Annotated in this window: 11 protein-coding genes; 5 read left to right on the forward strand and 6 right to left on the reverse strand. The window is 61.2% G+C overall.

Annotated features, from left to right (window positions below; translation table 11 throughout):
- The first annotated feature begins 49 nt into the window (after positions 1–49).
- Both folE and BFQ04_RS07455 read left to right on the forward strand, forming a co-directional pair.
- Positions 50–595: a GTP cyclohydrolase I FolE gene (gene folE, locus BFQ04_RS07450; RefSeq protein ID WP_057721411.1), complete on the forward strand. Its 546-nt coding sequence runs from the start codon at positions 50–52 to the stop codon at positions 593–595.
- Between the two features lie 101 nt (positions 596–696).
- A complete protein-coding gene (locus BFQ04_RS07455; protein WP_065950252.1) occupies positions 697–1068 on the forward strand; it encodes a glutathione S-transferase N-terminal domain-containing protein in 372 nt (123 codons plus the stop codon).
- 48 nt (positions 1069–1116) lie between these two features.
- Here BFQ04_RS07455 and BFQ04_RS07460 read toward each other — a convergent pair whose 3' ends face one another.
- Genes BFQ04_RS07460 through BFQ04_RS07470 form a run of 3 tightly spaced genes read right to left on the reverse strand, consistent with a single transcriptional unit; the run spans position 1117 to position 4067 of the window.
- Positions 1117–1437 carry an AtuA-related protein gene (locus tag BFQ04_RS07460; protein WP_065950253.1) on the reverse strand — a complete coding sequence of 107 codons (321 nt, stop codon included), beginning with the start codon at positions 1435–1437 and terminating at the stop codon, positions 1117–1119.
- Positions 1434–2759, reverse strand: a complete 1326-nt coding sequence (locus BFQ04_RS07465; protein ID WP_065950254.1) for an acyclic terpene utilization AtuA family protein — start codon at positions 2757–2759, stop codon at positions 1434–1436. The genes BFQ04_RS07460 and BFQ04_RS07465 overlap by 4 nt, the downstream gene beginning before the upstream one ends.
- Before the next feature lie 15 nt (positions 2760–2774).
- On the reverse strand, positions 2775–4067 hold the full coding sequence (locus tag BFQ04_RS07470; protein ID WP_065950255.1) for a CitMHS family transporter: 1293 nt from the start codon (positions 4065–4067) through the stop codon (positions 2775–2777).
- A 125-nt stretch (positions 4068–4192) separates the two neighbouring features.
- Here BFQ04_RS07470 and BFQ04_RS07475 point away from each other — a divergent pair, with 125 nt between their 5' ends.
- Positions 4193–5089: a LysR family transcriptional regulator gene (locus BFQ04_RS07475; RefSeq protein WP_065950283.1), complete on the forward strand. Its 897-nt coding sequence runs from the start codon at positions 4193–4195 to the stop codon at positions 5087–5089.
- Between the two features lie 164 nt (positions 5090–5253).
- Here the strand turns inward: BFQ04_RS07475 and BFQ04_RS07480 are convergent, their stop codons facing one another.
- Positions 5254–5856, reverse strand: coding sequence for a glutathione S-transferase family protein (locus tag BFQ04_RS07480; protein ID WP_065950256.1), 603 nt, complete (start codon positions 5854–5856; stop codon positions 5254–5256).
- A 308-nt stretch (positions 5857–6164) separates the two neighbouring features.
- On the opposite strand from BFQ04_RS07480, the gene BFQ04_RS07485 reads away from it, so the two are divergent.
- Both BFQ04_RS07485 and BFQ04_RS07490 read left to right on the forward strand, forming a co-directional pair.
- Positions 6165–7511 (forward strand): NCS2 family permease, encoded by a 1347-nt coding sequence (locus BFQ04_RS07485; protein ID WP_065950257.1) that lies wholly within the window; start codon positions 6165–6167, stop codon positions 7509–7511.
- Between the two features lie 180 nt (positions 7512–7691).
- Positions 7692–8327 carry a LysE family translocator gene (locus BFQ04_RS07490; RefSeq protein WP_065950258.1) on the forward strand — a complete coding sequence of 212 codons (636 nt, stop codon included), beginning with the start codon at positions 7692–7694 and terminating at the stop codon, positions 8325–8327.
- Here the strand turns inward: BFQ04_RS07490 and BFQ04_RS07495 are convergent.
- Together BFQ04_RS07495 and uraH are read right to left on the reverse strand one after the other, a co-directional pair.
- Complete coding sequence (locus BFQ04_RS07495; protein ID WP_256544562.1) at positions 8308–13476, reverse strand: dermonecrotic toxin domain-containing protein; 5169 nt, start codon at positions 13474–13476, stop codon at positions 8308–8310. The two genes, BFQ04_RS07490 and BFQ04_RS07495, sit on opposite strands and share 20 nt — an antisense overlap.
- Before the next feature lie 145 nt (positions 13477–13621).
- Positions 13622–13975: a hydroxyisourate hydrolase gene (gene uraH, locus BFQ04_RS07500; RefSeq protein ID WP_065950259.1), complete on the reverse strand. Its 354-nt coding sequence runs from the start codon at positions 13973–13975 to the stop codon at positions 13622–13624.
- Positions 13976–14117: the final 142 nt, after the last annotated feature.

Here is a 14117-nt window from a genome sequence, read left to right on the forward strand (position 1 = left end):
GGTACAGGCATACACCGTACCGCTCTGAAACCCATACGGAAACAGTCCTGTGACATTGGAACAAAACTACACCGCGATTCTCGGCCAACTCGGCGAGGACGTCTCCCGCGAGGGTCTGCTCGACACGCCAAAGCGTGCCGCCAAGGCAATGCAGTACCTCTGCCGCGGTTATGAACAGACGCTCGAAGAAGTCACCAATGGCGCCTTGTTCAGCTCCGACAACAGCGAAATGGTGCTGGTCAAGGACATCGAGTTGTACTCGCTGTGCGAACACCACTTGCTGCCGTTTATCGGCAAGGCTCACGTGGCGTACATCCCGAGCGGCAAAGTGCTGGGCCTGTCGAAGGTCGCGCGGATTGTCGACATGTATGCGCGTCGCCTGCAGATCCAGGAAAACCTCAGCCGCCAGATCGCTGATGCGGTGCTGGAAGTGACCGGCGCCCTCGGCGTGGCGGTGGTGATCGAGGCCAAGCACATGTGCATGATGATGCGCGGTGTGGAAAAACAGAATTCGTCGATGATCACGTCGGTGATGCTCGGTGAGTTCCGTGACAACGCGGCCACCCGCAGCGAATTTCTCAGCCTGATCAAGTAAGTGGCTGTGTAGGAAAAACCGGCGTTCATCGCCGGTTTTTTTTCGCCCGCAAAATTCAGGTAAGCTGCGACCCCTTCTCCATGGGCAAGAGGCTTTCAGCCATGTTCGTCAAAGCACTTCGAGTCGGCCTCGGCCAGATCATCATCGCCGGCGACTTCCTGACCCGCCCGCGCAAAAAGCAGCGCCCCGCTGAACAACAGGCGCAGGTGAACGCAGCGGCCAAAGACCTGACCTTGTATCAGTTCCATGCCTGCCCGTTCTGCGTGAAGACGCGGCGCACCCTGCATCGCCTGAATGTGCCGGTCGCGCTCAAGGATGCGAAAAACAACGCGCAGGATCGCCAGACCCTGCTGGAGCAAGGCGGCAAGATCAAGGTGCCGTGCCTGCGCATCGAAGAAAACGGCCAGACCACCTGGATGTATGACTCCAAGGTGATCATTGATTACCTGGACAAGCGCTTCGCCGCGATCTGACAGACCTGCGAAGATCCATTGTGGGAGGGGGCTTGCCCCCTCCCACATTCAGTTCGGTGTTGGCAACTCCAGGTCCAGCAACGCCGACCCAAGACATTTGCCATGGGCATCCAGCGCCAGCGAGCGGGTCACGCCGCCGCGCAGGATGCCCGGCAACACAAAATTCAGCGCCTGTACATTGGGTAACTCGTAACGCCGGACCGGCGCAGCGCCTGGTTCCAGCAAATCGGCGAAGAACTCGGTAACACGCGCCACCGTAAGCTGCTGGCACAGCCACGGATAATCTTCGGCGCGATAGGCAATGATCGAGATGTTCGACGTGTCGCCCTTGTCCCCGGTGCGGGAATGGGCCAGCGTGTGCAGTTTCATCCTTCAATCCTCGGTTTGACGTCGCCTCGGGGCAGCAGCAACGACGCCACCGCCACCACCTGGCGCACGCTCTTGCTCGCTCCACCACCGCCGGCCGGGCCGTTGGTGTAGAGGGTTTCCACTTCATTGCCGACGCGCACGGCGTCGCCGCGATCCGCACAACGAGCAGCGACGCGCAGGCGCACCTCCCAGGGCTCGACAGTGCTGCGCGGACCATGCAATGAGTCCATGCCGATCAACTCGGCGCGCACGTCCTGCATCTTCACGCCGGTCAGTTCCAGACGCTTGAGCACCACCTTCCGCGCCAATTGCGCCCGCGCGACAGCGCCTGGACCGCCGTAGGACATCTGTCCTTCGCCAATCCAGCCATCCAGATAACCGACACTGACCTTCAGCTGCTCAGGCCGGGCACGACCGTCGGCCCCCTGGGCACGCACCTGATCAATGCCCTCCTCGACGAAGCCCACCCGTGAAAAATCGGCCGTGACATCCGGGGTCAAATAGGCCGCCGGGTCGTGCACTTCGTAGATCAATTGTTCGCTGCAGGTGGCGCGGCTGACCTGCCCCCCGGAGCCCGCCACTTTGGTAATCAAGGCATTACCGTCGGCGTCGACCTCGGCCAACGGAAAGCCCAGGCGTGCCAGGTCATCCACGTCCTTGCAGCCTGGGTCGGCGAAATAACCACCGCTGACCTGCCCCGCACACTCGAGCAAATGCCCGACCAGAGTGCCCCGGCCCAGGCGCAGCCAATCATCGGCGGCCCAGCCGAATTCAAACATCTGCGGCGCGAGAAACAGTGACGGGTCGGCCACACGCCCCGTAATCACTACATCGGCGTCAGCGCGCAAGGCCTCAAGGATGCCCTCCACGCCCAGGTAGGCATTCGCCGAAACCAGCCGTTCACCCAGTGCGCCCAGGGTCTGGCCGTTGTCCAGCAACTGCTCGGGCCGCAACACCTGCAACACGTCGTCGCCCACCACCGCCACCACCTTGAGGTTCACGCCCAACTCATTGGCGATACGCCGCACTTCGGCGGCGGCCGACACCGGGTTGGCCGCGCCCATATTGGTGATCACGCGCAGACGCCGACGACCTGGGTGACGCCCGACAAAGGGCAGCACCCGGTGCATGCGCTCACTCAACAAGGGGTCGTAGCCACCTGCCGGATCGCTGATACGCGCCTGTTGCGCCAGGGCAATCGTGCGTTCGGCCAGGCACTCGAACACCAGGTAATCCAGGTCGCCCTGTTCGGCCAGTTCCACGGCGGGTTCGATACGGTCACCGGAGTAGCCGGCGCCGGCGCCGATGCGCAAGGTTTTCATCTCAGATAACTCCTCTTAGATAACGCCCAAAAGCAGCGCGGTCAGGGTCATCAGCACCGACGCGGCAAACAGAAAAGGAATGGTGAAGCGCTGGTGATCGGCCAGTTCGATCTTGCACAGGCCCACCAGCAGGAAGGTCGCGGGGGTCAGCGGGCTGACCGGGAAGCCGGTGGTGTGCACGCCCAGCAACGAGGCCTGTGCCACTTGCAGCGGGTCGACGCCCAGCGCCTTGCCGACTTCGGCGATCACCGGCATCACGCCGAAATAGTAGGAATCGGGATCGAACAACATGCTCAATGGCATGGAAATAAAGCCCACCACAGCCGGAATCAGCTTGCCGTGGCCGGCCGGAATCTGCGCCACCGCCACTTCGGCAATCGCCTTGAGCATGCCGGTGCCTTGCATGATCCCGGTAAACACCCCAGCGGCGAGCAGGATACTGGCCATGGTCAGGGCCGTTTTCGCATGGGCGTCGATACGCGCGCGCTGGGCCTCGACATTGGGGTAGTTGATGCACAGCGCGACGACGGTGCCGAGCATGAACATCACCACCGGGTCGACCCAGCCGGCGATCATCACCACCATCACCAGCACGGTGAGCACCAGGTTGACCCAGAACAGCCGTGGACGGCGCAGCTTGATATCGTCGTCACTGAGCACCCGTTGCGGCACCGCGTCCACGCGGGAACCGACGCCCAGGCCCAGGCGTTTTTCTTCCCGATGGCCCAGCCACCAGGCGCAGGCGAACACGAAGATCAACCCGACAATCTGCACCGGGATCAGCGGCTGGAACAGGTCGGCCACCGGCACATGCAAGGCCGCTGACGAGCGCAGCACCGGCCCGGTCCACGGCAGGAAGTTGACCCCGGCGGCCATCGCACAGACGCAGGCCAGAATGCGCTTGTCGATGCCCAGCCGGGTGTACAACGGCAACATCGCCGGCACCGTTACCAGAAAGGTCACCGCGCCGGAACCGTCCAGGTGCACCAGCAGCGCCAGGGTCGCGGTGCCGACGACAATCCGTGTAGGACGCGTGCCGACCGTGCGCAGGATGCGATCGATGATCGGGTCGAGCATGCCGGCGTCGGTCATGATCCCGAAGAACAGGATCGCAAACACAAACATGCCCACTACCGGGGCGACGTTTTTGATGCCAGTGATGATGAACCCACTGGTTTGCAGGCCGAACCCACCGATCAGCGCGGCGATGATCGGCAAGGCAATCAGGGCCACCAGGGGCGAGAGGCGCTTGCTCATGACGGCGGCAAGCAGGCAGAGGATGGTAATGACACCCAGGGTTGCGAGCATGGGGTACTCCAGAGCGGCCTTGGTGGCCGGTTATTGTTTTCCCTGGAGTATTGGAAGCGGGTCAGTCTTTGTAAATTGGAATATTCGGCATGGTATGTTCGGAAAAACAAAACGAAGCGGCCCTTATGAAAAACAGCATTCAGCACATCCAGGCCTTCCTCGCCGTTGCGCGCACCGGCAGTTTCACCAAGGCCGCCAACGAGCTGCACCTATCTCCCTCAGCCCTCACCGTGCAAGTCCAGCAGCTGGAAGACTGGCTCGGCGTCGCGCTGCTCGACCGCAGCCCGCGCCATGTGAGCATCACCGCCGCCGGCCAGGCGGCGCGTGGTCCCATGGAAAAATTGCTGCTGGACCTGGACAACATCGTCACCGGCTCGCGCGACCTGGCCGCCCTGCGCCGGGGTGTGGTCACCATCGCCGCCCTGCCCTCGGTGTGCGCCGGCAGCCTGCCGCCGGTGTTGCGCCTGTTTCGCGAGCGCTTCGCCGGGATTGAAGTGCGCCTGCATGACCTCGTGGCCCATCGCATACATGCCCAGGTGCGTTCCGGCGACGTGGATTTCGGCATCGGCGTGCGCGCGCGCCTGAGTCATGGCCTGGACTTCGTGCCGGTGTTGAACGATCGGTTGTGCGCGTTTGTGCCGCTGAACCATGGGCTGACGCGCTATCGATCACTGACCCTGGAGCAACTGGCAGACCAACCGATCATCCTCACCGGACGCGACAGCAGCGTGCGCGAGCAAGTGGACGCGCTGTTTGACCAGACACGGCTCACACTGAACGCGGGCATGGAAGCCAACTATATGTCGACAGTATTGGCATTGGTGCGCCAAGGGTTGGGCATCAGTGTGCTGCCGGAATCGGCGGCGGACAGCCTGGAGGGGTTGAAGCGGATCAACATCGATCATCCCGGCGTGAACCGGGAGATCGGGTTGATCAGTCGCAGTGGGATGGCATTGAGCCCGGCAGCGCAGCGCTGCTTTGACCTGCTGAATAAAAAATTAGCTGACTCACCATTGAGCTAAAGGTCGGAGAGGGCTTGGCGAACACCACCCTCTGTAGGAGCGAGCTTGCTCGCGAAAAACGTCAACGATAACGCGTGCTTCCTGAATGAACGCGGTGCCTGTGAGTTTTTCGCGAGCAAGCTCGCTCCTACATCAGGGCTTGCCCGCGCCTTTTAATTGCATGATCAGTCCAGCATCGGGACATGCCGAGGATGGCTGGCCACCCGCTTCAACCACGCCTGCACCGCCGGATACTGCGCCAGGTCAAACCCGCCTTCATGGGCCACATGGGTATAGGCATACAACGCGATATCGGCAATCGAATAGTGCTCGCCCACCAGATACGGCGTGGCTTGCAGCTGGCGCTCCATCACTCGCAACGCCTTGTAGCCGCCCTTGTGGGTCGTCTTGTATTCCTCAAGACGATCCGGCGGCATGTTCAGGTAGAACTGAATGAACCGCGCCACGGCAATATACGGCTCGTGGCTGTATTGCTCGAAGAACTGCCACTGCAACACTTGTGTGCGCAAACGCGGTTCGCTCGGCAAGAAGTCGCTGCCATCGGCGAGGAAGTTGAGAATCGCGTTGGACTCCCACAGGCAGGTGCCGTCTTCCAGCTCCAGCACCGGGATCTTGCCGTTGGGGTTCTTGGCCAGAAACTCAGGGGTCTGGGTGTCGCCCTTGAGAATATCGATATCGATCCATTGATACGCAATACCCAACAGGTTGAGCATCAATTTGATCTTGTAGCAGTTGCCCGATTTGTAATCGCCATAAACCTTGTACATGGGCTCCCCTTATGCCGCTTGACGCGCCCTGAACGAACGCTTGCGCCCACAAAGTGCGGGTATCGACGGTTTGTTTCAAGACATCGCACAGAATAAATCCGCTCGCCCGCTGTGAAGATGGCCTTTCATCCCTTTCCGCGTCAATAATCGAAAACATTATTTGCTTTATTTGTATACAAAAGCATAATTCGCTTCGTGCGAGTTCCTGACCTATCAGTCAACAAAACCCGCCAGCACCTCAAAGCGCTGTCGCCCACTCATGTGATCGGCGCTGGAAATAACAATAAAACGATTGAGGAGTACTCGCTGTGGATAGCCGCAAAACCGAAGCCCCAACCCTGGATCTCAGCCCGCCGCAGCACGGCTGGCTCGAACGCCTGTTCAAACTGCGCTTGCATGGCACCACAGTGAAGACCGAGCTGATCGCCGGCCTTACCACCTTCATCACCATGGCCTACATCATCTTCGTCAACCCCAACATCATGGCCGATGCGGGCATCGACCACGGTGCGGCGTTCGTCGCCACCTGCATCGCCGCCGCGCTGGGCTGCCTGTTGATGGGCCTGTACGCCAACTGGCCGGTGGGCCTGGCGCCGGGCATGGGCCTGAACGCGTTTTTCACCTACACCGTGGTGGGCACCATGGGCTACAACTGGGAGACCGCCCTCGGCGCGGTATTTATCTCCGGCGTGCTGTTCATGATCCTGACCCTGTCGCGCATCCGCGAATGGCTGCTCAACAGTATTCCCGTGAGCCTGCGCCACGCCATGGGCGCCGGGGTAGGCCTGTTCCTCGGCGTGATTGGTCTGAAAACCGCCGGGATCATCGTCGACAGCCCGGCGACCCTGATCAAGCTTGGCTCCCTGCACGAACCCGCGCCGTTGCTGGCGGCGGTGTGTTTCCTGCTGATCGCCATTCTCAGCTATCACCGCGTGTTCGGCGCGATCCTCATCAGCATCATCGCCGTGACGCTGGCGGGCTGGGGCCTGGGCCTGGTGCAGTACAACGGCATTCTCTCCACCCCACCGAGCCTGGCGCCGACCTGGATGGCGATGGACGTGATGGGTGTGTTCAATGTGAGCATGATCAGCGTGGTATTCGCTTTTCTTTTTGTACACATGTTCGACACGGCGGGTACACTGATGGGCGTTGCGCAACGTGCAGGCCTGGTGAACGCCGACGGCAAGATCGACAACCTGTCCCGCGCGCTGAAGGCCGACAGTGCTTCCAGTGTATTCGGTGCCATGGTCGGCGTGCCGCCAGTGACCAGCTACGTGGAAAGTGCCGCCGGCGTTGCAGCCGGTGGCCGTACCGGGCTGACCGCTGTAACGGTAGGCGTGCTGTTTGTGGCGGCGATGTTCTTCGCGCCGCTGGCCGGCATGATTCCCGCCTACGCCACCGCCGGGGCGTTGATCTACGTGGCAATGTTGATGATGGCGAGCATGGCGCATATCAACTGGGATGAAGCCACCGACAGCATTCCGGCGATCGTCACCGCGATCATGATGCCGCTGACGTTTTCGGTCGCGGACGGTATTGCCCTGGGCTTCATCACCTACGTGGCGCTCAAGGCCGGCACCGGCAAGTACCGCGAGATTTCCGTGAGCCTGTGGGTGCTGTGCGCGATCTTTATTGCCAAGTTTGTGTTTTTGTAAAAGCAGCGGCAAGTTTTCAGCTGCAAGCTGCAAGCTGCAAGCTGCAAGCTGCAAGCTACAAGCTACAAGCTACAAGCTATAACTTGCAGCTTGAAGCTTGCGGCTTGAAGCTTGCCGCTTGCCGCTTGCCGCTTGCCACTTGCCACTTGCCACTTGCCGCCGACAACTGGAGCTCACAACATGACGATCGAAACCTGGCTGCTGTTCAGCGGCGCCGCGCTGGTGGTGATCCTGATCCCGGGCCCGCTGTCCCTGCTGATGATCAGCAACAGCCTCAACTACGGCCTGCGCCGCTCGTACCCGGCATTCCTGGGCGGGGTGTTCGCCTCGATCTGCCTGCTGAGCGCTTCGGCCCTGGGCCTGGGCGCACTGCTGCTGGCGTCCGAGCAAGTGTTCAGCGCATTGAAGATCGTAGGTGCGCTGTACCTGTTCTACCTCGCCTGGCAGAGCTGGCAGCAATCGCGCCTGCCGGCCCAGGGTGCACACGTGCCGCAGACGCCTGCCGTGCCGCGCTTTCGCGCCTTGTTTGGGCGTGCCTTTGTACTGGGTGCGAGCAACCCCAAGGACATCCTGTTTTTCGCCGCCTTCCTGCCGCAATTTCTCAGCAGCCAGCAACCGTTCCTGCCGCAATTGCTGACCATGATTGCCACGTGGACGGTGCTCGACCTGCTGTGCAAACTGGCCTATGGCGCGGGCGCCCATGGCGCCGCACGGTATTTGCGCAGCGGTTCGGGCCAGAGCTGGTTCAACCGCATCAGCGCCGCGCTGTTCGGCGGTGCCGGGATTGCATCATTGATCAAAGCTCCGCTGGCCTGATGAAGTAGATCGTGGGCGTTTTAACGTTTTGCACGCCCGCGATCAGCTTGACCAACCTCCCCTCGTTCAAGGCCTCGCTGAACTGTCGATAGAGCGCCGGGTACACCCGGCTTTTATTCAGGAACCAGTCATCGGAAAGCAGTCGCCTGGCGCCCACTTTCATCGCCATGCTTTTTCCGTCCAGCCATTTGGGCACGATGTAATAGAGCTTGTTGGAGGCTGGATGTGTCGCTAAAAGATGGGGATAACGAGGCGCATAGACAAGTTTCAAACGTTCTACAACAAACCCCTGTTGCTGCAGTACCCGGGTCACCTCGTCGAGGCTGGCGGTCACCCGTCTGTGGGTTACCTCCTTCTGGCCTTTGGCTTTGACGAACAGGGAACGGTCAAACGTCGACGGCAGGGTGAAATCCATGCGCTCAAAACTGCCAACCTGCCCGTCTACGCCCACATACAGACTGAACTGCATGCGCGGCCGCATAGGCTGCAACATGCTCATCAAGTCATCGGTTCGAGCCATTTGCCCCGGTACTTGGGGCGTCCACTCGTCCAGGGCTGCGCGGATGCTTAACAACCGGGTGCTCGTCAGTGCGGGTTGACCAGGATCAGCCAATTCAACCAGCCTGCGCGCCGCATACCTGGCGCTGGCCGGCGTCAGGTCCGGAAACCGCGCGCTGATCGAGGCAGCCAACGGCCGGTTGAACAGCGACTGCCTGGCGGTCCAGCGCAGGTCCTCGCCATAGGTGAACAGCACGGGTTGCGGCGCGGTAGCGTCCCCAAGCCGCATACTGATGCTGTCAATACTGTCGATCAGCGATCCTGGCGGCTTGAGAAAAACCACGTCGGCATGGACCTGGGACCCACTGGGCAGGATTTCATAATACCGCTCGCCCACCTTGAGGCTCGGCTGGCTGACCTCCTCGATCGTAAACACTTTGCGGTACGGCGCAATTTCCACGGCCTTGCGCGAACCCTGCGGTTGCCCCCAGTCTCGCCAGGCGCTCGTCAGATTATGCGGGCGCCTGACCAATTGCTCCGTCGACGCAACGGGCGGCGGCGCCCAACTGACCGGGACCTTCGAGGGGGGCAGTGTGTGCTGCCATAATGGCGTGGCTATCGAGCTGGGCCCCGGTTGCGGCTCGGGTGCGTCGGCCCCCAACAGCCACTGGCGCGGCTCCTCGATGTTCAGAATCAGTTCGTTGTCCCCGGGTGTTCGCGTGTTCCTGAAGCGCAGTTGCCGTTCGCCATCGCGCTGATACACGCCATAACGTCCCCCCTCGGCGTCGATGACGAATTGTTCGCCGTTTTTAACGCGCGAGCCTCTGCTGACCGGTCCTTTCAATTCAATCGCATCACTGGCCAGCCCCGAGAGTTTGTAGGGTTCCAGGCCCTTGAAGGTCATGGGGGAGGAAGGCGGCCGCAACGACAGCGGGCTATAAATATGCTGGCGTCGATGCAACTGAGTGAGGGCCAATCTAATCGGCCTTACGGTGACCGGCTTCAGCGGTTTAGCGGCGGGGCCGATCTTGAACGGTGCGAATGTCAGGGCCACATCCAGCACAAGCTGATGAATCGCAATCGCCAGGTCAACGCCGTCGCCTGCGCCGTGATAAAGGCGTCGCGCGGCCAACAGGACTTCATGCAGCAGCACGCCTATGGACACGAAGGGGATCATGGACAGCAGCCCTTTGATCGTTCGAGCCTTTTGCTCACCCAGTCGCCAGAGACGATAAACCTCCAGCGAAGCCTGGGAATTGGATTCGGCACGCCCCTGGCGCTGCACCTTCAGCACCTGGGCATGGGCCAGCGCTGCGAGCATGTCGCGTGCGTCGGTTTCGGTGATACCCAACCATCGCGCAGGCATCACCTCCTGCTGTTCACGGATCTCCAGCTCGATCTCACTGAGTGAGGTGGCCGGAAACACTCGCTTGCTTTTAAACCAGCGATACAGATGCCGGGCAATGAATAACTCCTTGGGCTCGGTAACCCCCAGGACAAACATTCGCAGTTGCTCCAACATGCTGCGCCAGAGCGTTGCGGGGGTTGTCACGGGTGTGATTACGCCCGGATAACCGGCGAGCGCTTGCGTCTCCGAGCCGGGGGCAACGTATTTCGCAAGCTCGGCCATGTTTTCCTGCGCCTGCCAATGCTTCATCAGCACCTCACGCAGAGCATCGAGGCTGTCGTGCTCCGAGAGCGCCGGGAAACTCGTTGCAGCGGGCCAGTAAAAAAGACAGCGCTGCACCTGGGGATCCTGGATCACCACCATCCCGGCAATATGACGTGCCCAGGGCACCGTCAACGCCTCGATCCTGAGAAAATACAGGCGCAGTGGTGAGGGTGCGCCCGTCTGTATCGCTGTTGCGCGCTTGAACAGCTGTTGCCCTTGCTCGCTCAGCGTGCGCTGTTGGGCATCGATCAGGTCTATTTTCGTCTGGCGTCGTACCGGCCGGCGCAACAATTCATGGCGAAGCGGCGCGTGCGTCGCGGCATCCGCGATATCGTCCTCGCCGTAGCAAACGCTGAAGATTTTTTGATCGTACTGACCACCAATATCCAGGCTGGCAATGGTCTTGATCAAATAGTCCACGCCCAAACGCTCCTTCCAGGCCGGGACCAGATACCGCATGCTTTTCAGGCGCCAGGCGGTCCAGGGCGCTTCGGGGTCGAGGTTAGTCAGCGCGAGCTGCAAAAAGCTGTAGGTCGTGCGCTCTTTGCTGACCACGGCTTTGGGCCCCGCCTCACCGGGACGACGCTCCGGATGGCCGACCCATACGCTGCTCACATCATCGGGAATGTCGAACAACGGCTGATCGATATCCAATGCAGGATAGAGCCCATCCAGGGTCAACTGCTGGATCAGCAATGGACGGGCGAATTGCTCCACGCTCCCCAGGACACCCACCAGCTCGCGCTGCAGGTTCAGCGCACTGCGTTGCTGGCGATTGACCAACCGCGCGTGCCGCCTGCTGCTCGACACCGGCGCCTGGCTGTACCAGGCCGGCATTCTGGTTGCCAGCGCGGCCCCGGCCATGACCATTTGCAGGTTGTTCAGGGCTACCTCCCTGGCATCGTGAGCCGGTATCTGCAGGCTTTGGGCAACCTCGGCCGCCAAGAGCGTCTTTGCCAACGTGGCGTCGCCGACCTCGGTAAACACCCGCTCGCCCGCCACGATTTTCTGGCGTGCGTCAGCGAAGCCCTTGACTTGCTCCCTTAAACCGGCCAACAGCACATCGCCATCGATATCCGCGAAGCACAGGGTGACCGCCTCGCTCGCTGGCAGGTTGCGCACCCACCTGCGCGCAGCATTGCGCTCGGCACGCCCGATGCACAGCCACAGCGGGTTCGGTTCGCGCGCCATGAAACTGGCCTGCAAGCGCTGCGTCAGCACCGCCAGGGATTTGAAGCGTTGCAACCCACCCTCCAGCCCCGGCATGTACAACAACACCGCACGATTGGCATGGCCCGAAGCACCCGCCACCACGAACACGCCCAGCAATCGGAAGGCTGGCTGCGCTCCCCCGCCCAGGGTCACAGACATCACTCTACCCACACCGAGGCCGCGCGCTTGCAACGGTGTCTCGACCACCGCCCTGACCCGCACCAGCCAGTGTTCGTCAATGAACCCAAGCCGGTGCATCAACTGCGCCTCGTGGATCAAGGCCGCACCGCGCGCCGCCAGCAGACGCTCCTGCCGGCTCGGCACGCCGCTGGCAGGGCCCACCCAAAACGACTCGTCATCCAAGCGATGCTCATGGCCATCGAGCAAGCTCGAGCAATGCTGACGTTGCTCCAGCCATTGCTTGTGCAAGGCAGCGACCGCTTTATAGTCCGCCGTTTCCTCGCTCGGCTTATCGTCATCGAGCAAACGTGTCAGTGCCCGTTCATACTGCTGCTGTTTCTGCTCCCGAATCCGCAATGGCAGACTGTGGGACAGGCTGGCGAAGCTGATTTGCAAAGAACGCTCGTGCTGGTCGCGGCTCAGCAATTGCGCCAGCGCCGAGTTCAAACCCGCCGGCATGCTCAACAGCCTGCGCCCCTGTTCCACCTGCAGTAGACGCTCGAGCGGTTGCATGTAGGCGCCTTTGATCGCATCGCCAGGAAACAGATAAGCACTGTTGATATCCAGCAAGGTTGCCATCTCGTTGTCCCACTGCACGTGCAAGAGTGCCCTGGCGCTATGCTCCAGCGCATGGCTTTCGATCAGCGGGCCCAACTGCCCTTGCGCCATGGGCAACGCTGAGGATGCGTTGAAATCGGGTAACTCATGGCGCCTGCGCACTGCCAGCAACGGCCATAATGCATGTGCCTGCGCCGCCACCCGCTCAGGGAAACCGCTCTGCCAGGCCTGGCGCGTTTCGAACTCATGAAACAACGGCTCCAGGCCCGGCAGGAACAGCACCTGTCGGGGGTGATCAGGATCCGCTTCGTAGTACAGATGCAGCGCGCCACAGAAGGGAATGGTGGCGCCCGACTTGCCCGGGCACACCACCTGCGCCACCCGCAGGTCGGCGCGCAGGCCGCCCGCCCGCGCGCGGTGCTCGGCGGCAGGCGCCTCGACCATCGTCATGACCATCGCTAATCCATCCTCGGATAACTGGTTGAGGCCATGAGCCAGCAGCGCTTGATCGCCGATCAACCCGTGGTACGACTCACACCAGTACGCCTCGCGCGTCGCCAATCGATCTTCCGCCAGCACTTGCCAGAACGCCGGCGCCGCAGACTCGATGCGCGCCAATAGGTCCACCTTCAGCACCCGACTCAAGGCCGCGTCGGCCAGTTGCCCGGACTGACACGCCTGCTCACTCAGCTTGCCCTCGCGGACACACGCGCGCTCGGCCAGCAAGCGCATTACCGTGTCGGTCAGGCTGCGACGCCAGTGCGTCTCGTCAGGGGTCAAGGGCACATTGAGCAACAAGGAATCGGGGTCCATTTCAAAGGTGTCGCGCAAGGTCTGGCGGATCAGGCGACTGATACGTGGCGCGCGCACCTGCATTTGTTGCAGCAAATGCGTCTGGTGTGCACACCGTGCATGAGCCAGATAAAGCTCGTTGAGCTGGCGGCTGGATTTGACGCTAGCGTCGAGGTGTTCGAGCAGAAGGGTGCTGTGTGGCTGAGCGTCAGCCGCCACCAAGGGTTCGGATCCCATGTCTACGTCCATTTTTTCTGAAAAAAAAAGACTAGGCAGTTGGAGCGAACCGCTGGGGTTACATAGTTGACGGTCGAAAAAAAGCCCGCAGTGTGCGCGGGCGAAACCAACGAAGAGCATTGGGGGGGTGAAGCGAGGTGACGGCTCAGCTACCGCGATAAGTGGAGTAGCTGTAAGGCGAAATCAACAGGGGTACATGGTAATGCTCTTGCTCGGCGCTGATGCCGAAGCGTAATACCACCACATCCAGAAAAGCCGGTTCGGGCAACTGCACACCGCGGGCGCGGTAATAATCACCGGCATTGAATTGCAACTGGTAGACACCGCTGCGGTAGTCGTCGCCTTGCAACAGGGGCGCATCGCAGCGGCCGTCGCCGTTGGTCAACGCGGTGGCGACGAGTTCAAGCTGCGCGCCTTCGACGCGGTAAAGCTCGATCTTGATCGCGCTGCCGGGGCAGCCGTGCGCGGCGTCCAAAACGTGTGTGGTCAAACGTCCCATGGCGTCATGCGCCTCCCGAAGTCAGTAGAAAGACAACCCGCACTCTTTCAGGGCAGCGAAAAAGCCGGCGATGGCTGATTAAGACACTTTTCATTGAAATTGTACACAATAAATTCGATGAGATTCTCATCTACTGTAGGAG

This window comes from Pseudomonas sp. 37 R 15 (genome assembly GCF_900004865.1).
GTDB classification, from domain to species: domain Bacteria; phylum Pseudomonadota; class Gammaproteobacteria; order Pseudomonadales; family Pseudomonadaceae; genus Aquipseudomonas; species Aquipseudomonas fluorescens_AM.